This is a genomic window from Myxococcus sp. AS-1-15, assembly GCF_020037055.1.
Taxonomy (GTDB): domain Bacteria; phylum Myxococcota; class Myxococcia; order Myxococcales; family Myxococcaceae; genus Myxococcus; species Myxococcus fulvus.
Genome location: NZ_JAIQDF010000003.1, coordinates 642,785 through 666,966, shown reverse-complemented (window position 1 = coordinate 666,966; position 24,182 = coordinate 642,785). Strand labels below are relative to the sequence as shown.

General features: G+C 71.2%; 20 protein-coding genes. 10 read left to right on the top strand and 10 right to left on the bottom strand.

The window, feature by feature from the left end:
* Positions 1-2 precede the first annotated feature (2 nt).
* Positions 3-2,498: an ATP-binding protein gene (locus K8625_RS44165; RefSeq protein ID WP_305070884.1), complete on the top strand. Its 2,496-nt coding sequence runs from the start codon at positions 3-5 to the stop codon at positions 2,496-2,498.
* On the opposite strand, the gene K8625_RS12195 is transcribed toward K8625_RS44165, so the two are convergent.
* Positions 2,476-3,918, bottom strand: coding sequence for an aminotransferase class I/II-fold pyridoxal phosphate-dependent enzyme (locus tag K8625_RS12195; protein WP_223749670.1), 1,443 nt, complete (start codon positions 3,916-3,918; stop codon positions 2,476-2,478). The genes K8625_RS44165 and K8625_RS12195 overlap by 23 nt on opposite strands.
* A gap of 129 nt (positions 3,919-4,047) precedes the next feature.
* Between K8625_RS12195 and K8625_RS12190 the strand changes: the two genes are divergently transcribed.
* Positions 4,048-4,284, top strand: a complete 237-nt coding sequence (locus K8625_RS12190) for a SelT/SelW/SelH family protein (protein WP_255653472.1) — start codon at positions 4,048-4,050, stop codon at positions 4,282-4,284.
* A 64-nt stretch (positions 4,285-4,348) separates the two neighbouring features.
* On the opposite strand, the gene K8625_RS12185 is transcribed toward K8625_RS12190, so the two are convergent.
* On the bottom strand, positions 4,349-6,019 hold the full coding sequence (locus K8625_RS12185; protein ID WP_223749671.1) for a DUF1501 domain-containing protein: 1,671 nt from the start codon (positions 6,017-6,019) through the stop codon (positions 4,349-4,351).
* 22 nt (positions 6,020-6,041) lie between these two features.
* The gene (locus K8625_RS12180) at positions 6,042-8,438 is read right to left on the bottom strand and encodes a carbohydrate-binding domain-containing protein (RefSeq protein WP_223782798.1); all 2,397 of its coding nucleotides are present in this window, start codon (positions 8,436-8,438) and stop codon (positions 6,042-6,044) included.
* Positions 8,439-8,645: 207 nt separating this feature from the next.
* Between K8625_RS12180 and K8625_RS12175 the strand changes: the two genes are divergently transcribed.
* From K8625_RS12175 to K8625_RS12165, 3 genes are all read left to right on the top strand, one after another.
* Positions 8,646-8,993 carry a hypothetical protein gene (locus K8625_RS12175; protein WP_223749673.1) on the top strand — a complete coding sequence of 116 codons (348 nt, stop codon included), beginning with the start codon at positions 8,646-8,648 and terminating at the stop codon, positions 8,991-8,993.
* Positions 8,994-9,047: 54 nt separating this feature from the next.
* Positions 9,048-9,872 carry a 2,3,4,5-tetrahydropyridine-2,6-dicarboxylate N-succinyltransferase gene (locus K8625_RS12170; protein ID WP_141329165.1) on the top strand — a complete coding sequence of 275 codons (825 nt, stop codon included), beginning with the start codon at positions 9,048-9,050 and terminating at the stop codon, positions 9,870-9,872.
* Positions 9,873-9,939: 67 nt separating this feature from the next.
* Positions 9,940-10,578, top strand: coding sequence for a cupin domain-containing protein (locus K8625_RS12165; RefSeq protein WP_223782797.1), 639 nt, complete (start codon positions 9,940-9,942; stop codon positions 10,576-10,578).
* A gap of 36 nt (positions 10,579-10,614) precedes the next feature.
* Here K8625_RS12165 and K8625_RS12160 read toward each other — a convergent pair whose 3' ends face one another.
* Entirely contained in the window at positions 10,615-12,063 is a 1,449-nt protein-coding gene (locus tag K8625_RS12160) for an ankyrin repeat domain-containing protein (RefSeq protein ID WP_223782796.1), read from the bottom strand.
* 193 nt (positions 12,064-12,256) lie between these two features.
* Between K8625_RS12160 and dapE the strand changes: the two genes are divergently transcribed.
* From dapE to K8625_RS12145, 3 genes are all read left to right on the top strand, one after another.
* On the top strand, positions 12,257-13,339 hold the full coding sequence (dapE, locus tag K8625_RS12155) for a succinyl-diaminopimelate desuccinylase (protein WP_046716586.1): 1,083 nt from the start codon (positions 12,257-12,259) through the stop codon (positions 13,337-13,339).
* Positions 13,340-13,427: 88 nt separating this feature from the next.
* Positions 13,428-14,555: a histidine kinase gene (locus tag K8625_RS44430; protein ID WP_223749679.1), complete on the top strand. Its 1,128-nt coding sequence runs from the start codon at positions 13,428-13,430 to the stop codon at positions 14,553-14,555.
* The gene (locus tag K8625_RS12145) at positions 14,552-15,310 is read left to right on the top strand and encodes a LytTR family DNA-binding domain-containing protein (RefSeq protein ID WP_141329175.1); all 759 of its coding nucleotides are present in this window, start codon (positions 14,552-14,554) and stop codon (positions 15,308-15,310) included. Before K8625_RS44430 ends, K8625_RS12145 begins: the two co-directional genes overlap by 4 nt.
* A 4-nt stretch (positions 15,311-15,314) precedes the next feature.
* On the opposite strand, the gene K8625_RS12140 is transcribed toward K8625_RS12145, so the two are convergent.
* Positions 15,315-15,674: a hypothetical protein gene (locus K8625_RS12140; RefSeq protein ID WP_223749682.1), complete on the bottom strand. Its 360-nt coding sequence runs from the start codon at positions 15,672-15,674 to the stop codon at positions 15,315-15,317.
* A gap of 179 nt (positions 15,675-15,853) precedes the next feature.
* On the opposite strand from K8625_RS12140, the gene K8625_RS12135 reads away from it, so the two are divergent.
* A complete protein-coding gene (locus K8625_RS12135) occupies positions 15,854-17,008 on the top strand; it encodes a lipopolysaccharide assembly protein LapB (RefSeq protein ID WP_223782795.1) in 1,155 nt (384 codons plus the stop codon).
* Between the two features lie 130 nt (positions 17,009-17,138).
* On the top strand, positions 17,139-17,531 hold the full coding sequence (locus K8625_RS12130; protein WP_046716582.1) for a hypothetical protein: 393 nt from the start codon (positions 17,139-17,141) through the stop codon (positions 17,529-17,531).
* Between the two features lie 280 nt (positions 17,532-17,811).
* Here the strand turns inward: K8625_RS12130 and K8625_RS12125 are convergent, their stop codons facing one another.
* The 5 genes from K8625_RS12125 to glpK all read right to left on the bottom strand — a co-directional run bounded on the left by K8625_RS12125 (position 17,812) and on the right by glpK (position 24,087).
* Positions 17,812-19,272 carry a hypothetical protein gene (locus K8625_RS12125; protein ID WP_223782794.1) on the bottom strand — a complete coding sequence of 487 codons (1,461 nt, stop codon included), beginning with the start codon at positions 19,270-19,272 and terminating at the stop codon, positions 17,812-17,814.
* Positions 19,273-19,574: 302 nt separating this feature from the next.
* Positions 19,575-20,837, bottom strand: a complete 1,263-nt coding sequence (locus K8625_RS12120; protein WP_223782909.1) for a hypothetical protein — start codon at positions 20,835-20,837, stop codon at positions 19,575-19,577.
* A gap of 29 nt (positions 20,838-20,866) precedes the next feature.
* The gene (locus tag K8625_RS12115) at positions 20,867-21,178 is read right to left on the bottom strand and encodes a 4a-hydroxytetrahydrobiopterin dehydratase (protein WP_223749685.1); all 312 of its coding nucleotides are present in this window, start codon (positions 21,176-21,178) and stop codon (positions 20,867-20,869) included.
* Between the two features lie 45 nt (positions 21,179-21,223).
* Positions 21,224-22,600: a hypothetical protein gene (locus K8625_RS12110; RefSeq protein ID WP_223782793.1), complete on the bottom strand. Its 1,377-nt coding sequence runs from the start codon at positions 22,598-22,600 to the stop codon at positions 21,224-21,226.
* Entirely contained in the window at positions 22,597-24,087 is a 1,491-nt protein-coding gene (gene glpK / locus K8625_RS12105; protein ID WP_223749687.1) for a glycerol kinase GlpK, read from the bottom strand. The genes K8625_RS12110 and glpK overlap by 4 nt, the downstream gene beginning before the upstream one ends.
* Between the last annotated feature and the right edge of the window lie 95 nt (positions 24,088-24,182).

The window sequence follows — 24,182 nt, the reverse complement described above, 5'->3', positions numbered from 1 at the left end:
CCATGAACGACCAGCTCGGACATGCGGTGCGCGGCGCGGTTTCCCTGGAGCGGTTCTCCCAGCTCACAGAGGGCCTGCGGGACTTCTTCTACGGTGCCTGGAACATGCCACACGGGCACTGCTACCTGTGGAAACAGGACCTGGTGGCGATGCACGTCCTGTCGGACATCCTCATCGGCTCGGCGTACTTCTTCATCTCGCTGACGCTGTACGCGCTGGTGCGGCGGGCGCGGCTGCCCTTCGGCGGGATGATTCTGTCGTTCGGGGTCTTCATCGGCGCGTGTGGGCTGACGCACCTGATGGAGGTGTGGAACGTCTGGTACTCGGCCTACTACCTGGGGGGCGGCATCAAGGTGGTGACGGCGGTGGCCTCGGTGGCCACGGGCATGTACCTGGTGCCGCTGCGCGGGCGGGTGGTGGAGGTGACGGAGGCGGCGCGGCTGTCCGAGGAGCGCCGGGTGCAGTTGGAGAAGAGCTCGCGGGAGCTGGAGACGCTGTACGCGAAGCTGAAGGCCTCCGAGGCGCAGCGCACCGGCTTCTTCGCCAACGTCAGCCATGAGCTGCGCACGCCGCTGACGCTCATCCTGGGGCCGGTGGACCGGCTGCTCCAGCAGGGCACGCTGCCGGACGCGGCGCACCGCGATTTGGAGGTGGTGCGCCGCAACGCGCGGGTGCTGCTCCGGCACGTCAACGCGCTGCTCGACGTGGCCAAGCTGGACGCGGGGCAGATGCGGCTGTCGTACGAGGAGGTGGACCTGGCGCGGCTGGTGCGGCTGGCCGCGGAGAACTTCGAGGGGCTGGTGGCCGAGCGCGAGCTGGACTTCGCGCTGGACTTGCCCGCGATGCTGCCGGCGCAGGTGGACCCGGAGAAGGTGGAGCGCGTGGTGCTCAACCTCCTGTCCAACGCGGCCAAGTTCACGCCCGAGGGCGGGCACATCCGCGTGGCGGTGAGCGCGGAGGCGGGGCAGGGGCGGCTGGTGGTGGAGGACAGCGGGCCGGGCGTGCCCGCCGAGCATCGCGAGAGCATCTTCGAGCGCTTCCGCCAGGGGGACGCGGCCACCACGCGCGACACCGGGGGCACGGGGCTGGGGCTGGCCATCGCCCGGGACTTCGTGGCGCTGCACGAGGGGCGCATCTGGGCGGAGGAGCGCCCGGGTGGCGGCGCGCGCTTCGTGGTGGAGCTGCCGCTGCTCGCGCCCACGGGGGTGAAGCTCGCGGCGCGCGCGGACGCCCCGGCGCACGAGGTGGATGTCGAGGCGGCGCGCGCGGAGCTGGACGTGCTGCGGCCGCCCGAGCGCGAGGTGGCGGTGGCCACGCGGGCGGATGACTCGAGCCGGCCGCGCGTGCTGGTGGTGGAGGACACCCAGGAGATGCGCCGCTACGTGGTGGACACGCTGGCGAAGGACTTCCAGGTGGCCACCGCCGAGGACGGCCTGGAGGGGCTGGCGAAGGCGGAGCGGATGCTGCCGGACGTCATCGTGAGCGACTTGATGATGCCGCGCATGGGCGGAGACCAGCTGGTGCGCGCGGTGCGCACGCGCCCGGGGCTGGAGTCCACGCCCATCCTGCTGCTCACCGCGCGCGCGGATGATGCGCTGAGGGTGGACCTGCTGCGCGGCGGCGCGCAGGACTACGTGGTGAAGCCCTTCGTGTCCGAGGAGCTGGTGGCGCGGGTGACGAACCTGGCCGTGATGAAGCGCACGCGCGAGGTGCTCCAGGGGCTGCTCGCCGCGCGCTCGGTGGACCTGGAGGCGATGGCGCGCGAATTGGGCATGCGCAAGCGGCAGCTGGAGGTGGCGCTGGAGACCACCGAGCGCGCCAGCGCGTCGCGCAGCACGCTGCTGCAGCTGGTGTCACACGAGCTGCGCACGCCGCTGTCGGTGTTGCAGCTCACCCAGCACGCGCTGCAGCGGGAGCTGGGAGGGCTGCCGCCCCGGGCGCTGGACATGTTCGACCGGATGCACCGCTCCACGCTGCGGCTGCGCGACATGGTGGAGATGGTGCTCCAGTACAACCAGCTGGAGGAGGGCAGGCTGGTGGTGCGGCGCGAGACGGTGGACCTGGGCGCGGTGGTGGACGAGGTGGTGGAGGAGGCGCGGCTGGAGGCGCGGCGCAAGGGGCTGGCGCTGGAGTGGGACCGGCCCCGGGGGCAGGCAGTGGCGCGCACGGATCCGCGCATCGTGCAGATGGTGCTGCTCAACCTGGTGTCCAACGCGGTGAAGTACACCGAGCAGGGCGGGGTGTCGGTGGCGGTGGAGGCGCGGCCCCAGGGCTGGCGCCTGCGGGTGCGCGACACCGGGCCTGGCATCCCCCGCGCCGAGCAGGCCCACATCTTCGAGCCCTTCTCACACCTGGAGCCCCTGGACCACAAGTCCAAGCCGGGCGTGGGGCTGGGGCTGACGCTGGTGCGGGAGATGGTGTCGGTGCTGGGCGGCGTCGTCTCGGTGGCGTCCGAGCCCGGCGTCGGCAGCGAGTTCACCGTCGAGCTGCCGTCCTGAGCGCCTCCATCAGCGCGTCCAGGTCCGCGTCGGTGGTGAGCGGGTTGATGACGGTGACGCGCAGGAACACGCCCTGGGGCAGCTTCGTCTGCACCAGATAGAAGTCTCCGCGCGTCACCAGCCGCTCGCGCAGGCGCGCCTGCAGCGCGTCCCACGCCTCGGGCGGCACGTGTCCGGGGGTGTGGCGGAAGCAGAGGATGTTGCAGTCGGGCGGGACGGGGACCTGGAAGTCGCCGGCCTGGGAGAGCCGCTCGGCGAAGCGGCGGGTGAGGGCGTAGGACTCCGTCACCGCGTCGGCGAACAGGCGGGTGCCCAGCACGCTCAGGCAGGCGTACAGCTTGAGCGCCATCATCTCCTTGGTGCACTCCATCGTGCGCAGGGCCACGTCGCTCCACGGGCGCTCGGTGTCGCCGAAGAGGTAGCTGGCCTCCTGGGCGAAGGACTCGAAGGAGCGCGCGCCGTCGCGGAAGAGCACCGCCGTCACCAGCGCGGGCATGAGCAGGCCCTTGTGCGCGTCCCAGACGACGGAGTCCGCGCGGGCGATTCCGCGCACCTGGTGGCGATGGGCGGCGCTGAGCGCGGCGGAGGCGCCGTGCGCGGCGTCCACGTGGAACCACAGGCCGTGGTGCTCGCAGAAGTCCGCCACGGGCTCCAGCGGGTCGAACGCGCCGGTGGCGGTGGAGCCCGCGCTGGCGACGACGGCGATGACCTTGCGGCCCTGTCGCGTGGCGGACTCCAGCGCGGGGCCGAGCGCGTCGGGGCGCAGGCGGAAGCGCTCGTCCACGGCGACGGGGATGGCGCCGCCCTGGCCCCAGCCCATGACGCGGAGGGCGCGCGACAGGCTGTAGTGGGCGGTGGCGGGCACCAGCACCGCGAGCGGCGGGCCCGCGTGGGCGCCCTCGTTCCACGCGTCGTAGCCGGCCTTCGCCTGGCGGGCGGCGAGCAGGGCGGTGAGGTTGCCCAGGGAGCCGCCGGAGGTGAGCACGCCGTCCGCGGACTCCGGCAGGCCCAGGCGCGCGGCCATCCAGCGCAGCACGTTGCGCTCCATGGCGGTGGAGACGGGGCCCATCTCGTACACGGCCATGCCGTTGTTGAGCAGCGAGGAGACGGCGTCGCACAGCGCGGCCAGCGGCACGGGGGCCGTCACCTGGTGGCCCACGTAGCGCGGGTGGTGCAGGTGGTTGGAGCCGGAGAGCACGCGCGCCACCAGCTCCGCGAAGTCGCCCGTGGGCTCCTCGGGGAAGGCGGCGGGGAAGCGGTCCACACTCACCGCGGGCGCGGCCCAGGGCAGTACCGGCAGGCCCTCTCCGCGCTCGGCCTGGGCCAGGTAGTCCGCCAGCGTGTCCACCAGCCGCTGGCCCTCGCGGCGGAAGGACTCGACGTCATAGGCGGCGGCGATGCGCTCACGAAAGTCCGTCATGGCGGAGAAGAACCTAGCGCCGCGGACGGCGCGCGTCCTGTCCCCGGCGCCAGGCGTGGGCTGGCTCGCGGGCCGCGAACGCATTATCTCTTCGGGGACGGGGTCGAGCCCCGCGCGAGGAGACACGCCATGGCCGACAAGAAGGTCACGATTACGTACTGCAACTCCTGAGGCTACAAGCCCAGGGCCGCCCGTGCGGCGGCCGCGTTGAAGGACGAGCTGGATGTGGAGGCGGAGCTGAAGCCCGGGCCGTCGGGCAGCTACGAGGTCGCCGTCGACGGCAAGGTGGTCATCCGGAAGGCGTCGCTGGCCTTCCCCACGGACCAGGAGGTGGTGGACGCGGTGGCGCGCGTCCTCGACGCCTGAAGTCGCCTGAGCCTTGGGGGCCGCCTCCGGAGGGACGGTGGCGGCCCCGCATCATGCGGGCGCTTCAGCGCTTGATGAACGTCATGGGCGGGCGGTCGTTCTTGCCCTTGCCCGCGGCCTTGAGCGCCGCCGGGTCCAACCCGGACAGGTGGAGCGCCGTGGCGTACACGTGGCCGGCGTCGGACACGAAGCTGGTGGCGTTCTTGGTCCGCCCCGGCACCAGCAGGCCCGTGTCCGGGTCGTACGCCGGGTCCAGCGTGCCGTTGGGCATCATCGGGATGCCGTCCAGGGACGCGCTGCCCACGCGGCCATACTGCGTGTTGCCGCGCACGGTGCCACCCAGGAAGGCCACGCTGTTGACGCGCCAGTGCTGGCAGCAGTCCTGGAGCATGATCTCCTCGTACTTCTGCGCGTCCGTCACGCCCGCCTTGGCGAGGATGCCCTCCACGTCGCCCTGAATCGTGCGGCCCATCTCCGAGGCGAGGACGATGGTGGTGAAGTCGTAGTAGCTCTTGCCCGTGGTGCCGTAGGGCGTGGACTTGAGCTTCGCCACCAGCGTCCTGAGCGGGTTCCAGAGGTTCTTGCGCATCATGTCGCGCTGCTCCGTCTGGCCCTTGTTGTTCATGATGGAGCGGCGGTCGCGGTGCGTGTCGAACTGGCGCAGGCCGCGGTTCTCGATGAAGAAGCCGATGGACAGCCCCTTCGTCATCATCTCGTACGTCATCAACGCCTGCACGTTGGTGTTGGGCGTCTCCTTGGTGCGCGCGGGGTTGCCGTTGATGGACGACGAGTCCGTGGCCTCGTCCGCCGCGGTGATGCCGAACTCGGCGCGCAGCGTGGTGTGGGTGAACAGCGTGCGAGGGTCCAGGTTGATGCTGCCGCCGGCCGTCAGCGCCCGGTGAATCTGGAGCGCGGAGTTGAAGGCGCGCACCGACTCGCTGTTCTTCTCCGCCAGGAAGCTCGCCTGCAGGTTGTCGGTGAACTGGCGGATGCGCGCGTCGCGCTGGCCCTGCGCCACGTTGCCCAGCGACGCGAGCCGCTCGCGCATCGCCGCGGGCGTCTTGCCGTAGAGCGTGTGCGCGTGCACCGGGCCCAGCTTCTCGTAGTAGCCGGTGCCCTCGGGATAGGACGGGATGGACAGCTCACCGTCGGACAGCCACCGGTGCCACGAGACGTGGGGCAAGAGGAAGCCCGTGCCGTACGCCTCGCAGAACGCCTGCATCACCGTGCGCTCGTCCGCGCCCCGCTTGCCCGACAGCGACGCGCTGTACTTGCCGTAGTGGTACTCCCACCGTCCGCCCGAGTGGAAGGTGTTGCCGTTGTGGCTGGACACCACCGCCAGGTCGGGGAACAGGTCCAGGCCGTCCTGCGCCAGGTAGCCGTACTGGATGTTGCCCTGCGTCTTCGGCGGGTCCGACGGCGTGGCGCCGTAGCCCTTGGGCCGGTAGCGGTGGTTCGTCCACGACGGGGTGGGGCGCAGTTCGCCCGCGGGGATGACGCGGATGGAGTCATTGGGCGTGTGGACGGGGTTGAACATCGAGTACCCGTCCCAGCCTCCCTCCTGGAACCAGTAGATGAGGAAGCGGGGGTTGTCGGCCTCGGCGGCGGCGGCCTCGGCGAAGCCCAGCTCCTTCTTCGTCCCGGGCACTCCGAAGGCGCGGAAGAAGCGGAGCCAGTCCAGGGTGCTGATGGCGGCGCCCGCGGCGGCGCCCGCGAGGAATCGGCGGCGGTTCATGGCGGCGGTCCTTTGGGCGGCGCTACTGGCGCAGGTATTCGGGAGAGGTGGCGAGGGTCTTGAGCACGGCCTTGAGGTTGCCGTCGTGCTCGTGGCTGACGTCCCACAGGCGCTTGTAGATGGCGCGCTCGTCCTGCTCGTGGCGCATCTCGCGGCCGAACAGCAGGGCGAACTGGGCGTTGAGCGTGCGGCGCACGAAGGCCTCCTTCTTCACCGCCTGCGTGGCGAAGGCCTCCATGCCCTGGCCCTTGAAGGCATAGGTGGCGGCGAGGTTCCTGTCCGTGTCGTCCAGCGTGACGCCCTGCTCGTCCTGGGTGCGGTAGTTGCCCTCGTCGTCCCAGCGCAGGCGCTGGTGCGCCAGCGGGGTGAGCGTCTGGTGGCAGGAGTAGCAGATGCTGCTGGGGTCCACGGTGGAGGACGCGGTGGCCGCGCCGCGCATGTCGAAGACCTCGGCGGGGACCTCGTACAGGGTGCCCATGAAGTCCGTCATCACGCGCGCCGCGTAGTTGTAGTGCGGCAGGCCCGGCTTGTTCTTGATGAAGCCCTTCATCGTAAGCACGCCCGTCTTGCCGTGCTGCGGGGGGCGCGTCACCTGCTGGAAGCTTCCGTCCACCGAGTAGTCGCCGGTGAGCAGCTCCCCGAACGGCCGCTCCTGCTCGACCAGGAAGGTCCACAGCCGCGCGGGCTCGTCCGTGTCGGGCGTGCCCTCGCTCTCGGTGCGCACGCGCATGCGCTTGAAGTAGTTCGCCCGGAAGTCCGCCGAGGCCAGGTATCCGTCCACCATCGCCTCCCACGACTTCTGCCCGTCCTCCAGCGCGGTGAAGTCCTGCGCGGACGGCGGCCTGCCCAGCAGGTCCATGGCCAGCTTCACCAAGAGCAGCCGCTCGCGCTCCTTGCCCGTGAAGCGCTCGTACGAGGGCGGCAGCGTGAAGAGGAAGTCGGGCGCGCGCATCAGGCCCTCGCACAGGCCGCTCCAGGCCTTGGTGGCGTTGGCCTCGATGCCCAGCAGGTCCGTCACCAGCGCGTAGCCGTTGGCGCGCTCCTCGGGGGAGGAGGCCCGGTACAGCATCCGCCGGTAGAGCGTGTCCACCTTGGCCTTCGCCGCGTCCGCGCGCTGGGTGCCGGTGGCGGCCTCCGTGGGGCCGTACACCACGAGCGCGTCCACGTGCAGGTTGCGGTCGCAGACACCCGTCTCGCCGTAGTCGTTGGTGAAGCCCACCGTGAGGAGGTGGTCCCCGCCGGCGACGGCCTGCGTGTGCACGAAGTCCGCGTAGGCCGTGTTGTTGGCGACGCTCCACTCCTTCACCAGCACGCCGTCCACCTTGAGCTGCATGTTCGGCAGGTCCGGGCCGCACAGGTCCCCCTTGGCCTTCACCGTGAAGCGGTAGGTGGCGGACGCGGGGAAGACGTAGGGCTGCAGCGTGGTGAGGGTGCCGGTGGTGTAGAGGTTCCAGCCCGTGCTGCCGGACTTGCCGCCGGTGCTCGCGAGAATCTGCGTGCCCGCGGGGAGGGTGGTGCCGTCGCGCGCGGCGGCCTCCATCTCGTACGTCTTGGTGGTGGGCGCGGGGATGTCCGTCAGCGGCTGTGCCAGGTCCAGGCCCGTGAAGGGGCCCGTCTTGTGGGTGGCGGCCGTGAGGCACACGTCGCGCGACAGGTCATCCAGGCCCAGGAAGAAGTCGGCGGTGGCGACGCGCGCCTCGACGAAGTGGTCCTTGTAGTCCACGCCGCCCAGCAGGCCCACGTTCTGCGCGAAGCGGTCCACCCCGCCGCGCACCCAGTCGTCGTTGAAGACGGCCTTCACCTTGCCCTTGAGCTGCTCGAAGCCCAGGAAGGGATTGTCATACGTGGCGACGGAGGGGCCCCGGTAGGGCTCCAGGAGCGCTGGCGGGAACTCCTCGTCCGGACGCGACGAGGGCTGGCGCGTCTCCACCGCCTTGAGCTGACAGGTGAGCGCGGCCACCGCGGCGATTTCGCGCGCGTTCCACGCCGGCTCGCCGCGCGGCATGCGCGCGCTCTCGTCCGTCGTGACGAGGCGCGACAGCATGGAGCCCGACGCGGGCGTGAGGTAGCCGGCGGCGCGGATGGCGTAGAAGTTCTCCACGCCGTTGAGGCCCACCTTGAAGAGCCGGCCGCTCGTCGTCGCGTGGCAGGAGATGCAGCCGGACACCTCGCGCACCAGGGCCGGGTGCACCTCGCGCTCGAAGTCGGAGGCGATGCTCGCGAGCGTCACGCCCGCCGGCACCCGGTCCAGGTCACAGTCGAGCGTGCCGTCCTGCTGCACCGGCGGGGGCTGGGGGTTGGGGTTGCCGGGGCCCGGCAGACCTTGCATGTCGAGCGCCGCCTCGCCGAGGCATCCGGCGACGAACGACGCGAGCACTGCCACGGCGAGGCTCCACGGGCGCGAGGGGGTAGCGCTCATGTGCCCTCCAGGGGGTGAGGGATGACCCGATGCTGGCACGACCAGGGGTCGATTGACCAGTTGTGGACACTGCTCAACGCGACAAAACAGAGAGTTATCGGAGCCCTTGGGACTCAAGTTGCCTCAAGCAGGCGAGGAAGCGGGCGCGCGAGGGGTGCTCCTCTGTGGGCAGGAGGAGGTGCACCTTGGGGGCAGGAGGTGGAACGCATGGCCTGGCCCGAGACGGCGTCGCCCTATGAGCGGCGCTCCATCACCCGAGGGATGCGCGTGCGCGACGAGGGCGGCGCGCTGCTGGGATACGTGGCGCTGTTGAGCGACACGCACCTCTACGTGCGTCGCTGGCCCTTCAGCCGGACCTGGGGCGAGGTGCCCATGGCGCGGGTGAGACATGTTTCACGGGGCGCGGTGGAGCTGGAGGGACGCGGGCACACGGAGGTGGCGCCCCGGACGTTGCATGGGGAGATCACCACGCAGACGCTGCCCCTGGCGGAGCCCGCGGGCCTGATTGAGCCGGACGCGAGCCAGGCGTCGGAGCCGGACGCGTCCCACCCCTGAGGGCGGGCAGGTTGGTGCGGCGCGGCGCGCCGAAGTGTGCTTCAAGGTGGCGCCATGTTGCCCATCGAAGAACTGTCCCAGAAGGTCTCGGCCGCGTTCGCGGACCGGACGAAGCTCAAGGATGCGGACTTCGTGTCCGCCGTGCGCGAGACGGTGGCGCGCCTGGACGCGGGCGAGCTGCGCGTGGCGGAGAAGGGCCCGGACGGCTGGAAGGTCCACGCCTGGGTCAAGGAGGCCATCCTCCTGTTCTTCGCCGTGTCGGAGATGAAGGTGATGGAGGTGGGGCCCTTCGAGTTCCACGACAAGGTCCCCCTGAAGAAGAACCTGGACAAGGCGGGCGTGCGGGTCGTCCCGCCGGGCACGGTGCGCTACGGGGCCTTCGTGGAGAAGGGCGCGGTGGTGATGCCCGGCTACGTGAACATCGGCGCGCGCGTGGGCGCGGGCACCATGGTGGACACGTGGGCCACGGTGGGCAGCTGCGCGCAGGTGGGCAGCGACGTGCACCTGTCGGGTGGCGTGGGGCTGGGCGGGGTGCTCGAGCCGCCCACGGCGTCTCCCGTCATCATCGAGGACCGCGCGTTCCTGGGCAGCCGCTGCATCGTGGTGGAGGGCGTGGTGGTGGAGGAGGAGGCGGTGCTGGGCGCCAACGTGGTGCTCACCGCGTCCACGCAAATCATCGACGTCACCGGCCCCGAGGAGCGCGTCTACAAGGGCCGCGTCCCCGCGCGCAGCGTGGTGATTCCGGGCATGCGCGAGAAGCAGTTCCCCGCGGGCAGGTACATGGTGCCGTGCGCGCTCATCATCGGGCAGCGGACACAGTCCACGGACAAGAAGACAAGCCTCAACTCGGCCCTTCGCGACTTCGCGGTGGCGGTGTAGCCCCCAGGGAAATCCACCCGGGCGGTGGCTTCCGTAGGGCTCGTGTGATGGGACGGGATGGGACGCGATGACGGAGCACCTCGACGACATCCTGGCCGAGTGGGCACTGGGGACGCTGGACTCCTCCTCGCGGGAGGTGCTGGAGCGACACCTGGCGACGTGCGAGCGCTGCCGGGTCGAGGCCGACCGCCTGTCCTCGGTGCGCGGGGGCCTGCTGGCGCTGGAGTCGCCGGTGGAGCCTCCGGCCGGGGTGCTGGCCGCGTTGATGGCCCGGATGGAGGGGCCGCGCCGGCTGGAGCGCTTCGCGCAGGAGCTGGCGGCCTTCTTCGACGTGACGCGGGAGCGGGCGAGCGCGCTGCTCGAGTCGCTGGAGGACGCGTCGCTGTGGATGCCGGGGCCGGTGGAGGGCTCGGAGCTGTTCCCGGTGGAGACGGGCCCCGCGCGCGAGGGGATGATGGCCGCGGTGCTGCGGCTGAACCCGGGCGTGCGCTATCCGCGTCACACGCACCTGGGGCGCGAGTGGAACCTGGTGCTGGAGGGCGGGCTGCGCGAGGACGGCGGGCACGAGGTGTGGCCCGGTGAGACGCTCGACAAGCTGGAGGGCAGCGCGCATGGCTTCACCGCGTTGCAGGGCCCCGCGTGTCTCTGCGCGTCGCTGCTGGAGGGCGCGACGGAGTTCGAGGAAGCGCTCGCACCGGCCGGCTGAGCGTGGAGCTCGACTTCATCCGGACGCTCTGAGGGGCTACTCGCGGAAGACGGGCAGGCCCTTGCTGATGCGGTGGAAGAGCTCGCCCTTGTCGAGGCGGGCCGGCTCGCCGTCCTCTTCGTCCGTCTCCTCGGTGGTCTCGAAGACCTCGTCGACGAAGAGGGCCTTCAGCTCCTCCGCCACGCCGTCGCCGTAGCCCTGCGCGTAGGTGTCGATGTCGAAGTGGTGCTGCGCCTCGGTGCGGGCATCGAAGGCGTGGTCATCCTCGATGACGACGCGGGCCCGGATGGTGTTCGCCGAGAGCAGGTGGTCGTTGTAGTAGCCGAGCACCACGTCGCGCGCCTCGATGTCCTGGGCGACGCTGAACTCGCCGCTCGAGTAGAGCCCGTGGCACGTCAGCTTGCCCAGGATGTTCACCAGCGAGTCGTTGCCCGAGTCCCACACCACGCCGTGCACGATGACGTCCCCCGTCACCGCGAACGGCCGGCCGATGTCCAGGTTGCCGTCCACCTCCAGGTCGCCGTGGTGGAAGAAGGCGCTCCGGATGCTCAGCGACTCCCGGATGTGGACCTTCCTGGGCGGCGTGGTGAGCGTGTCCCGCAGCGTCTCCAGCTTGCCGAGGGCCTCGGCGGGGTCTCCATGGCCGTGCAGTCCCGTGATGGCCTCCTGCGCGGAGGCGATGGCGTGCTTGAAGGAGAGCTTCTGCTTCTTCTCCGCCAGGGCCCCGCGGAACGCCGCCTCGTCGATGGGGTAGGGGGCGAAGACGTCATCGCTCAGGGGAATGGAGACGCTGGCCTTGCCGCCCGCGGCCTCGAGTACCTGGATGACGGCGTTGAACCCGGCCGTCCGCTTGTTGTGCGCGACCCAGACCTCCTCCTTGGTGCGCAGCGCGATGCCCAGCGCCGTGCGGCCCTGGCCGTCGATGGCGTTCACATCGGCGCCGCGCTCCAGCATCAACTGGATGACGTCGGGGTCTCCGGAGACCACGGCGCTGTGGAGCGGCGTCCCGCCCCGCTCGTTGCGCGCGTCGAGGCGAGCCCCCGCGTCGAGCACCTCCTTGAGGAGCCTGGCGGTCGTCCAGCGGAACGCCGCGCCGTTTCCGTCCACCACGTCCGAGGGCACCTTCCCACCAGCGGCCTTCAAGAGGGCGATGAGCTCCAGCGCCAGCGCCTCGTTCTCCGGGGTCTTCTCCGAGGGGAAGGCGCGGGTCAGCGGCGTCTGCTGGTGGTTGTCCCGCGCATTCACATCCGCGCCCGCCTCGATGAGCGCGCGCACCACCGCGACGTCCGGGAGCGGATCCCCCTTCTGGTACTGCCCCTGGACGGCGTGGTGCAGGGCGCTCTGGCCATTGACGTCCCGAGCGTTCACGTCCGCGCCCTCGGCGAGCAGCTTCCTCACCGCGTCCACGGTGAGCTCCGCCTTCCATCGGCGCTTGTCGCCGCAGAGGGAGAGCAGGGCCTGGGTCGCTTCGCTGTTCGACGACATTTCATCCTCGGAGGATTGGGGGCGGCGGCAGCTTCGGTGAACGTGCGATCAGTGTCACGCCCCGCCTTCGAGTGAGACGACGGAATCACCGGGCGTCAATCCGGAGGCTCCGGAGTCCTGGGGAGACCGGTTCGTTGTCGGAGAGCGGGGAGGCCAGCGAAGGGGGAGGGGGTGGGGTTATGGTGGTGTCCGCATGTCCTCTCAAGACCTCGCCACGAGGCTCGCCCGCACGACGCTCGAGCTGTGCCGCATCTCCAGTCCCATCACGCAGGAAGGCCCCATCGCGGACTTCGTCGAGCGCTGGGCGCTCCAGCACTTCCCACCCGGGGAGGTCTTCCGCGTGGGGCACACGTTGTTGCTCGGTCGTCTGGAGGACCCTCGCCCCACGGTGGCGCTCATCGGTCACCTGGACACGGTGCCCGCGCACCCGAGCGACCAGGGGCGTGAGCCTCGCATCGAGGGAGAGCGCGTCTTCGGCCTGGGCGCCTCGGACATGAAGGGCGGGCTCGCGGTGATGATGGCGCTGGCGGAGGACCTCCGTCGCGACACGCTGCCGGTCAACCTGGCCTTCCTCTTCTACGAGCGCGAGGAGGGCGCATATGCGGAGAGCGGCCTCATCCCGTTGTTCGCGGCGCGCCCGGACCTGGCGAAGGTGAAGTTCGGCATCGCGATGGAGCCCACGGACAGCGAGGTGCAGGTGGGCTGCGTCGGCTCCATGCAGGTGACGGTGCGCTTCGGCGGACGCAGCGCGCACTCTGCGCGGCCGTGGCAGGGGGAGAACGCCATCCACAAGGCGGGCCCGTTCCTCACGGAGCTCCTGGCGCGTCAGCGGGTGGAGGTGGATGTGCAGGGCTTCCGCTTCTACGAGGTCATCAACGCCACGCTGGCCAAGGGCGGCCGCGCGCGCAACGTCATCCCCGAGTCGTTCGAGCTGAACCTCAACTACCGCTTCGCGCCGGGAAAGAGCATCGAGCAGGCGAAGGCGGACGTGCACGCGCTCGTCGCGGGACGCGCGGAGGTCATCATCACGGATGCCTCGCCCAGCGGCCCCGTGGTGGCGGGCAATCCGCTGTTCCAGAAGCTGCTCGCCATCACCGGACTGCCCGCCGCGTCGAAGCAGGCGTGGACGGACGTGGCCCGGTTCGGTGAGTGGGGCGTGGACGCCATCAACTACGGGCCCGGCGAGACGGCGCAGGCGCACCAGGCCAACGAGAGCGCGCCCATTGCTCCGCTCGCGGTGGCGTACGAGAAGCTGGCGGCGTTCCTCAAGGGCTGAAGGGACGGGCTTCGGCAAGGGACGCGTGGACGGACTAGAGTCCACGCCGTCCATCATGTCGACGAGCCCGACCGTGTCATGGAGTCCCGTGTCCGCCGCTGAGTCCTCGTCCACCGGGGCCCGGTGGGGACTGTCGTCCCGGTGGTTCTGGCCCGCGGTGATTCTGGCCGGGTACACGGTGCTCGCGCTGCTCTATGGGGCGCAGCTCTTCGTGTACCGCGCCTCGCACGGGGAGCCGCCGCGTCTGGGCGAGGCCCTGCTGACGGGCGCGTGTGTCTGGTACGCCTGGGCAGCGCTCACGCCGTTCGTGCTGGCGGTGGCGCGCCGGATTCGCGCGACGGGCCGGCCGTGGTTCGTGCAACTGCTGCTGCACCTGGTGCCCGGCGTGGGCTTCGCGGTGCTGGCGCTGGGGCTGTTCGCGGTGCTGCGCGAGTGGCTGGTGGTGGAGGTCAGCGGCGGCGCGTCCGCGGCGTGGACCTACTTCCTGTTCATCGCCTCGAAGACGACGGACTTCGACCTGCTCATCTACTTCTCCCTGGTGGGCATGGAGGCTGCGGTGGCGTACGCGCGGCGGATGCGCGAGGAGGCGGTGCGCGCGTCCCAGCTGGAGGCGCAGCTCGCGCAGGCCCAGCTGCAGCTCTTGCGAAGTCAGCTCCAGCCCCACTTCCTGTTCAATACGTTGCACGCCATCTCCGCGCTGATGCACCGGGATGTGGAGTCCGCGGACCGGATGGTGGGGCAGTTGAGCGAGCTGCTGCGCGCGAGCCTGGAGCGCGACGGGCGACACGAGGTCCCGCTCTCGGAGGAGCTGGAGCTGCTCTCGCCCTACCTGGACATCGAGCGCACGCGCTTCTCGGACCGGCTCCAGGTGGACGTCGATGTCGCGGAGGACGCGAGGGATGCGCTGGTGCCGTCGTTGTTGCTCCAGCCGCTGGTGGAGAACGCCATCCGACACGGCATCGCGCCGCGCAGGGGACCCGGGAAGGTCTGGGTCCGGGTCCGGCGTGATGGTGCGCGGCTGGCGGTGGAGGTGGAGGACGACGGGGTGGGGCCGCCGGCGGGGCGCACGGAGCTGGAGGAGGGAATCGGGCTGGGGGCCACGCGGGCGCGACTGGAGCGACTGCACGGTGTCGAGCAGTCGGTGACGTGGAAGGTGCGTGCGCCGAGTGGGTTCCTGCTCTCGCTCTCGCTGCCCTATCGGAGGACGCGGGCATGACGGTGCGCACGCTCATCGTCGATGACGAGCCGCTGGCGCGCGAGCGACTGCGGACGTTGCTGGCATCGGAGACGGACCTGCATCCCGTCGTAGAGTGCGGGGACGGGCAGGAGGCGCTGGAGCTTCTGGCGCGCGAGCGGCCGGCGCTGGTGTTCCTGGATGTGGAGATGCCGGAGCGGGACGGGTTCGGCGTGCTGGCGGAGCTGGGGCAGGCCGCGCCTCCCGTGGTCGTCTTCGTCACGGCGTGGCCGCAGCATGCCTTGCGTGCGTTCGATGCCGCCGCGGTGGACTACCTGCTCAAGCCATTCACGGTGGAGCGCTTCCGACGTACGTTGACGCGGGTGCGGGAGCGGCTGACGGCGCCTCCGGGAGACTTGAGGCAGCAGCTCCAGCGGATGTTCCAGGAGCTGAAGCCGGAGCCCACGGAGCGGCTCGTGGTGAAGTCGGCGACGCGGACGCTGCTCGTGCCGGTAGAGGACCTGGACTGGGTGGAGTCCGCGGGGAACTACGTCACGCTGCATGTCGGCACCCAGACACATCTGTTGCGCGAGACGATGGCGGAGCTGGAGGGCCGGCTTCCGGCGCGGCGCTTCGCGCGGGTGCATCGCTCGGCGCTCGTGAACGTGGACCGGATTGTCTCCCTGACCCCCACGCTGTCCGGGGACCATCGACTGGTGCTGAAGGATGGCCAGGAGCTGACGCTGAGCCGCACGTACCGGGCCCGGCTGGAGCAGGTGCTCGGCCATCCGCTGTGAGGCGTCAGTCCTCTTCGAGCAGCGCGAGGGCGAGCGGCTTCGTCGTCCGGTTCAGGTTGATGGGCGACACCGCGCGGATGCGCTCCATCGACTCGCGGTCCCCGAGCAGCGCGAGCCCCAGCGAGGCCAGCCCGTATTCGTTGTGCGAGCTGGTCCTGGCGAAGAACGACTCGTCGAACACCCGGCGCAGCGTCGCAATCGCGCCCGTGTCCCCCGCGAGCGCCTGACGCGCCGCCACCGCGAGCTTCCCGTAGCCCATGCGGTCGTCCTCGTCCCTGCGCGTGGGGGACTCCCAGCGGACCACCTGCTCCAACAGGAGCGCCCGCGCTTGCTCCACGAGCTTCTGTCGTTCCTCGGCCGTCATGATGTCGCAGAGGGTAACCCCATCCGAGGCACCCCCGACAGCGGGACACTCATCCTTCCCCGTCCGCGGCTCGTCCCTCCCATCCGCGTCTCATCCCATCAGCGCCCCACGGCGCGACTCACTCCCTAGCCTCGTCTCCGCGATGGAGGGGCACGACGCCTCTCCCGGAGGACTCGGACATGCGGCAGGTCATCTGTGTGGGACTGGCATCACTCGTCACCGCTTGCGCGACCGGCCGGTCCGCCCAGGCCACCAGCATCGGCACGGCCGCGGAGCAGGGGCGCCCCTTCAGCGAGGCCGCCGTCACCGTGATGCAGGCCTACGATTTGGAGAGCCGCTTCGATGACGCCGTGTCGCTGGGTCAGTTCGCCAGTGAGCGCGCTCGGACCCTGAAGGACCCGGGAGGGGAAGCCCGCATCCTCGCCGAGCAGGGCCGCGTCATGTCCCGCATGCTCCGTCACCAGCCAGGGATGGACACCACCCAGGTGCTCGACGTGCTGCGCCGCGCCCGCCACCTCGCCGACGCCTCGGGTGACGCCCGTGCCCGCGTCGCCGCGCTCGACGCCGAGGGCATGTTCCACTACTTCATCGTGCTCCTCACCGGCCAGGGCGAGTGGGCCCCCGTCGTCGCCCTCTTCGAGCAGGCCCGGGACCTCGCCGTGTCCTCCGGTGACTCGCGAGGACACATCGAGGCCCTGTTCCATCTGGGCCTCACCCAACAGTTCCAGGGCCAGGCCGAGGCCGCGAGGTCGACCTACGCGCATGGCCTGTCCCTCGCCCGCGCCTCGAACGACGTCCTGATGGAGTCCTACCACCTTCGCCACCTCGCCTCCCTCGACGAGGACCAGGGCCAGCTCGACTCCGCCATCACCCTGTATGAACAGTCCCTGCGGCTGCGCGAGCAGGTCGGCTTCAACACCGGCCAGATGTTCGCCCTGGTCGCCCTCGCCAACGTGCGCTCGCGCAAGGACCCCAAGGACGCCCAGGCCCTGGCGCTCTCGGAGAAGGCCCTCGCCCTGGCTCGTCGGGTGAAGGACCCCGCTGGCCAGCGCGAGGCCCATACCTCCCTCGGCCGGCTCCACCTGCGTCGGGGCGATGTCCCCGCCGCGCTGCCCCATCTGGAGCAGGCCCTCACCAACGCGGAGTCCCACGAGGACTGGTGGTCCGCCGTCGATGCGTTGCTGGAGCTGGGCCGGGCCCACGCGCTGCTCGGGGAGAAGGCGCGCGTCGAGGAGCGCCTGCGGCGCGCGCGCGCGGTGGCTTCCTCACGAGGACTGAAGGAAGCGCTCGGACAGGTGGAGAAGGCGGAGCGCGAACTCGGCTACGCACCCTGATGGGCGAGGCCCGACGCGCCATTCGTCCGCTGTCGTTCATCTTCGCGAGGGGGAGGGCTCTCATCGCGCGCGCACAGGCGTACGCTGCGTTTCGCATCGCCTGTTGTTCTCGTTCACCGGAGGAGATGGAATGACTCACGAGACCGTCAATTCGCAGATCACCGACAGCCTGGCCCCCTCGGAGATGGCCCTGGCTCCCTCGACGTCCTCGACGCGCAAGTCATCCTCGCGGCGCCGTCGCGCCACGAAGAAGGCGTCGGGCCGCACCGGTGCTCGCGCGAAGAAGACCACCTCGCGCCGCAAGGCCGCGGCGAAGCGCACGACCACGCGCGGAAAGACTGCTCGCAAGAAGACCCCGGCCCGGAGCAAGCGGGGCGGTGCTCGCAAGACGACCGCGCGTCGGACCGGAACGGCGGGTCGCACCGCTCGCAAGAGCCCGGCCCGTGGCCGCACCACCGCGCGCAAGGGGGCGGCTCGCAAGGGCGCGGCCCGGAAGACCTCGCGTCGCACCACGCGCCGCTAGGCGCCCTGTCCACACGCTCCGGTGAGCCGACCGCCTCGGGATGCAGGTGCCTTCCGAGCGGCGGCTGACCGGGGACTTCCGGCGCGAAGGCCACGCGCGCGCCGCGGATGTGTCTGTCTCGAGGCCCGGTGGGCTCAGCCGCCCCGGCGCCGCGCACCCATCACACGAGGGTGGACCCGACACGAGGCTCGACGCCGCTCGTCGCGGCGTGAGCCAAGAGGCCCGTGTCATCCGAGCGCAGGCGAAGGGCCCCGAGTCATGCTCGAGGCCCTCGCGCCGCCTATTGCTTCATGCGCAGCAGGAACAAATCACTGCGCGCCGGCGCGCGCCGGCCGGTGCCGAAGTCCGAGTTGCGGTCCGTGTGGCCGAACAGCAGGACATCGCCGTCCGGGAGCATGCCCACGAAGCGGAGGTCCTCCACGCCGTACAGCTCGCCTCGCGGTTGGGGCGGGTCGGAGATGTACAGCTTCAGCCCGAGCGACGCGCCGTCCGCGCCGTAGCGCAGGGCCACGGGCTGCGCCGAGCCCAGTCCATCCGGCCCCGCCGCGCCGTCCACGATGAGCGAGTACGTGAAGCCGCCCACCACCAGCTCGCCCGAGGGCTTCACCCCGAGCGCTCCGGCCCGCAGTCCATCGCCCAGGTTGCGGCTCCAGCGCTCCTTGCCCGCCGCGTCCGCGGACACGAGGAAGGGGCTCGCCCGGTACGCGTGGCCCTGGAGCTTCGCCGTCCCCCAGGACACCGTGCCCAGGAAGGAGCCGAGCGCCACCACCGTGCCTCGCGCATCCACCCCCACGTCGCTCACCGTGCCCTTCGCCTGCGCGAGCGGCCGCGCCCAGACCAGTGCGCCCGTCGGCAGGTACATGGCGACGAACGCGCTGCCCTCGGAGGCGCCCTCCGAGCGCTGCGTCCCGAAGCGGACCGCGCCCGTGTAGCGCCCGCCCACCACCACGTGCCCGTCCGGCCCCAGGGCCATCGTGGTGATGAGGACGCGCGCGCCCTCGCCCTCCGCGCGTCCGACGTTCAGCGCCTGCTCGGGCTTGCCGTCCACCGAGTACGTCACCACCACCGCGCCGGAGCCGACCACGCCCTCGCCGAAGTCGGTGGAGCCGGAGGTGTTGAACGCGACCATCGGCCGGCCCTGGGCGTCGAGCAGCAGGTCCGCCACCGTCGCGTCGCCCCCGGGGACACGCGCCGTCCAGACCAGGTTGCCCGCCGAATCCAACCGCGCCAGGAACGCGCCGTCCCCCAGTTCCTGGGGTTCGAAGTCCACCAGGCCCCGGGCATCCACGGCCACGAAGAGTCCCCCCTCCGGCGCCGGCGCGACGCGTGCATTCACCTCCGCGCGCAGGGACTCCGGCGTCTGGGCCACGCGCACCGGATAGGCGCGTGTCCACCGCACGTCGCCCGTCTCCGCGCGGCGGGTGAGCACCAGCCGCACGGTGTCGTCCGTGGGCTGACGTTCCTGGAGGTCATCCAGCTCGTACTGCGCCGCCGTGAGGATGTCGCCGTTGGCGTCCACCGCGGCGCCGAGCGCCAGGTCATCCTGCGCGGTGCCCTCGCGCGCCATCCACAGCGTGCTCCCCGTCGTCGCCGGTGGCGGCGGAGGCGGAGGCTCCAGGGGCGGTGGACCCGCGTCGGGTGTCCCCGCGTCTGCCTCGGGAGGTGGCGTGCCCGCGTCCTCCTCGGGAGGCGGCAGCTCCTGCGCGGGCTCGGGACATCCCCCTCGTCGTGGTTCGCTCACACAATCGGTTGGCTCCTCCGGGTCCGAGTCCTCACAGCCCGTCAGCCAGCCCGCCCAACCCAGCGCTGTCGCGCACGCGACAGTCCGCAACCACCGCCGCCCTTGATGCATGAAGCCCCCTCCGCACTCGGAGGGTCTCCATGCTGGTAGGTGCCAGCAATACCGTGTGCGATGTCTGCTCGCTCGCCCGCTTCGACGCGCGCGCCAGGTTTCCCTCGAGGAGTGGCGGCGTGCCCTGGTCGCGCACCCGGTGTCGCCACGGAGGCCCGTGCGCTACCCACGTGCGGGCGCGCGCCGCGCCTTCAGCGCCAGAAGCCGATGGACAGGCCGACGTTGGTGTAGCGGCTCGCCAGGTCGAAGGAGGCGTTGATGGACCAGTCCTCCCAGTAGCGCAGGACGAACACCTCGAAGCCGCCGGTGATGTGCGGCCGCGGCGGCCGGCCATCGAAGGGCGAGGGCTCCGCGTACACGCCCGCGCGCAGGCGAATCATCCCTGGCACGGTGTCGTGCTCCACGCCCAGCCGGGGCGCGAACTCGGAGGTGTGGCCCACGAGCTGCTCCTGGGCCGTGGACGCGAAGGTGCGCAGCGGCACCGCGTTGTCCACGCCGGACAAGAGGTCCACCTGCGCGCTGATGAGCCACCGTCCCGCGGGCGCGTCCCGGGGCTCCTCCTCCGGCACCGGGAGCGCGTCCCCGTCCACGAGCAGCTGCCGCCGCGCCGCGGGGGACAGGCGGTTGTAGCGCTCCGCGCCCTCGCCCAGCCGCCAGCTCGCGCCCAAAGACAGCACTGCGGGCGACACCACCGCGCTGAACAGCGTGCGGTCCGCCAGCACCGGCGCCTGGCCGTCCTTGCGGCGCCAGTCCGCCACCACCTCGGGCCGCACCGTCACGCCCAGCCGCCAGGCGCGACCATGCGGCCGGTACAGCATGTCCACGGCCACGCCCGTGTCGCCGTAGCGCCAGTCCTCACCGCCGGAGGACAGCCGGAAGGTGGCCTGCGCCGCGTAGATGCCCAGCGCGAGGATGAAGTCGTCCTGGCCGAAGGACACCGCGCCCGCCAGCACCGACTGCGTCATGGACACGCGGATGCGCTCGCTGTCCGTCGCGCACGCCACCGTGGCGCAGTAGGTGACGGCGCTGTTGCGCAGCGCGAAGCCGATGCCGAAGCGCTTGTATTGCAGCAGCAGGCCGCCGAGCAGCTGCCGCCGGTCCTGGGACTCGTCCGCGCGGCCGTCGTTGTCCACGTCGCGCGCGCGTCCGCTGGTGAACGGCAGGTCCAGCCAGGACAGGGTGACGCCCAGGTCCCAGTCCTTCTCCAGCGCGGGGCCCCGGTGGGCCAGCGCCGCCAGGTTGCTGGGGAAGCCCGCCGCGCCCTCGGCGATGCCCACGTAGGCACCCCCCAGCGCGACGACGCGCGCCGAGCCCAACAGCGAGCCGGGGTTGAAGTACAGCCGCTCCGGACGCGGCTCCGTGGGCTGCTCGTCCTGCGCGAGCGCGGCGGACGACAGCATCACCACCGCGCACCCGACGAGCGCGCGCAGCCCCGCGAGGGTCCTGGAGGTCATCACGACGAAGCCACTCACAGCCCAGGTGCTCACTTCTGGGGCACCACCTCGTCGAAGAGCCGGTCCGCCTCATGGGCGAGGTCGGTGTCCTTGGACGTCAGGCCGTTGGAGTCGTGTGTGACGAGCGCCAGCGTCACCTTGCGCCAGCGGATGTCGATGTCCGGGTGGTGGTCCGCCTTCTCCGCCGCGTGCGCCACGCGCTCCACGAAGGCGATGCCCGCGAGGAAGGACGGGGCCTCATAGGTGCGGCGAATCATCCCGCCTTCGTGCTTCCACTCGGGATGCTGGGCGAGGAAGGACTGGAGGGCCTCGGGCGCGAGCAGGGGGGCTTTCTGGGACATGGTGCCCTCCTTCATATCCGCTTGGCCGCCCGAGGAAAGCACCCGTCAGGGGGAGGACGTCCACGGATGCACGCGCACCCCCGGCGCGCCGAGACGGTTCACCGTCCAGGTGAAATGGTCCGAGATGCGCGTAATGTGATTCGCGTGTCCGGGGTCGGGTAGCAACGCGAGCACGAGCGCGGTTCGCTCCGCGTTCCATCGGGGCGTGGCGAGGGTTCCGACTCCGCTCGAGGACTTGAGCAGCGGATGGGAGGGCCCGGGCCGCAGCTCCTGCACGAAGCTGGTGATGCTGCTGTCCAGCGAGAGCGCGCCCGCCTCCTGGAGGCCGTGCGCGGCGCTCACTTCATGACGGTGCAGCACGGGGATGAAGCCGGTCGAGGTCTGCACCGTGTCACGGGTCCACACCACGCCCTCGCCATGGCCCACGGGCTCGCCGGCGAGCACCGCACACGCGCGGGTGGTGCTGGGACGATAGAAGCCCCGCGCGTCCACCTGGAAGGGACAGGCCTGGGTGCGCGGGGTGAAGGTGACGGAGTCCTGCGCGGAGCTCACCAGCCACACGGTGTCCCCGCCGCGCACCAGGATGGCGCGGGTGCTGTCGGTGCCGAAGGTGAGCTGTGGTGTGGAGAGCGAGCTCCAGGGGGTGTTGGAGAAGGCGAGCACCCCTTCACCCTCACGGAAGATGAAGCGGTGCAGCGTCGTCGCGTCCGCCACCAGGTACTCGTCCTCGGTGGCGAGCCGCGAGTGGGGCGTGCGGTCCGTGTCGTACGAGCCGGGCGGGAGGGGCGCGGCGCCGGTGAGGACGAGGGGCCCCGTGCCCGGGTCGACGTAGCGGCGCACCTCGGTTTCCGTCATCGTCCACACCACGTCTCCGGCCACGGCGGTGGCCGGCTGGGTCTCACGGCCCACGGGCTGGGGCGGCGTCCCCGGCTCGCGCAGGGCCAGGTGGTCGCACAGCCAGGTCCCGCTGCGCGTGCGGTCCACGAAGAGACAGGTGGGGCGCGGGTCGAGCGTCGCCACCGGGGGGAGCGAGCGCTCATCCTGGGCCACGTGGACGTCGAACTGACGCAGGCTGCCCACGGGCGCGAAGGCGACGATGACGTGGTGGCGGCCCGTGGACTTCGGCGTGAAGCGCACGGTGGCGAACCAGGTGCCCGGCTGCAACTCCACCGTGGCGGGCACGGGCAGGTTGTCGGGGCCGTGGACCTCCACGGTGACGGACTCGGGCGTGTGGGCGTCCTCCGGCGTGTCGCAGACCTGGGGGCTGGTGGCGGGGACGCGCACGCTCGCCGTCTCCCCTTGCGCGATGATGAGCGTGGGGGGCTCCGCCGCGCCGGTGAGGAAACACTCCTCGGGAGGCAGGGCGTCCGGGCAGCCCGTGAGCAAGGCGAGGGCGAGCAGGAGGAGCCGCCGGGACTTCATGCGCGCTCCACCGCGCGCTTCCACTTGGCGAGGTGGCGCTCGCGCTCGGGCGGCTTCATCCTCGGCTTGAAGGTCTTGTCAGCCTTCCACGCGCGCTTGATGGCCTCCGGGCTGTCCCAGACGCCCGCGCCCAGGCCGCCCAGGAAGGCCGCGCCCAGGCTGGTGGTCTCCAGGTTCTTCGGACGCACCACGGGCACGCCGAGCAGGTCCGCCTGGTACTGCATGAGCAGGTTGTTGGCCGCGGCGCCGCCGTCCGCCTTGAAGACGGGGATGGTGCGGCCGCTGTCGCGGCGCATGGCCTCGGCCAGGTCGTGAATCTGCAGGGCGATGCCCTCGAGCACCGCGCGCGCCATGTGGGCCACGGTGGTGGAGCGGTCCATGCCGGCGAACAGGCCGCGCGCCTCAGGGCGCCAGTGCGGCGCGCCCAGGCCGGCGAGCGCGGGGACGAAGACGACGTCGCCGGAGTCCTTCACGCTGGCGGCGAGCGCCTCGATGTCGGGGGCGCGCTTGATGGCCTTGAGGCCGTCGCGCATCCACTGCACGGCGGCGCCGGCGATGAAGCTGGAGCCCTCCAGCGCGTACGTGGTGGAGCCGGTGCCGCCCAGCCGCCACGCCACGGTGGTGAGCAGGCCCGCCGACGAGCGCACCGGCTCCGTGCCGGTGTTCATCAGGAGGAACGCGCCGGTGCCGTAGGTGCACTTGGATTCGCCGGGCTCGAAGCAGGCCTGGCCGAAGAGGGCGGCCTGCTGGTCCCCGGCCATGCCCGCCACGGGCACGCCGTCGGGCAGGCTGCGCATGCCGCGCGTGGTGCCGTAGACCTCGGCCGAGCCGCGAATCTGCGGCAGGCACGCGCCGGGCACGTCGAGCAGCGAGCGCATCTCGTCGCTCCACTGCAGGGTGCGCAGGTCCATCAGCAGGGTGCGGCTGGCGTTGGACACGTCGGTGACGTGGGTGGTGCCGCCGGTGAGCTTGTAGACGAGCCACGTGTCGATGGTGCCGAAGCACACGTCGCCGCGCTCGGCCTTGGCGCGCGCGCCCTTCACGTGCTCGAAGAGCCAGGTGAGCTTGGTGCCGGAGAAGTACGGGTCCACCACCAGGCCCGTCGTCTCGCGCACGCGGGGCTCCACGCCGCGCTCCTTGAGCTTGCGGCACAGGTCCGCGGTGCGCCGGTCCTGCCAGACGATGGCGCGGTGCAGGGGCTTGCCGGTGTCGCGTGTCCACAGGCCCGTCGTCTCGCGCTGGTTGGTGATGCCCACCGCGGAGATGTCCCGGCCGGTGAGCCCCGCGCTCTTGAGCGCCCGGGCGATGCACCACTCGCTGGTGGCCCAGATTTCATCCAGGTCGTGCTCCACCCAGGACGGCTTGGGGAAGTGCTGGGTGAACTCCTTGTAGGACTTGCCCACCACCTTGAGCTTCGAGTCGAGGATGGAGACGTGGGTGCCAGTGGTGCCCTGGTCCAGGGCCAGCACGTACTTCGTCTTCGGCATGAGGTGGGTCCTCCCGGGGATGTGGGGGGAACCTACTCCACGTCCCCGGCCGGTGTGGATGCCGTTGGCGGGGCGGTGTGTTGGCGCCCGCACGA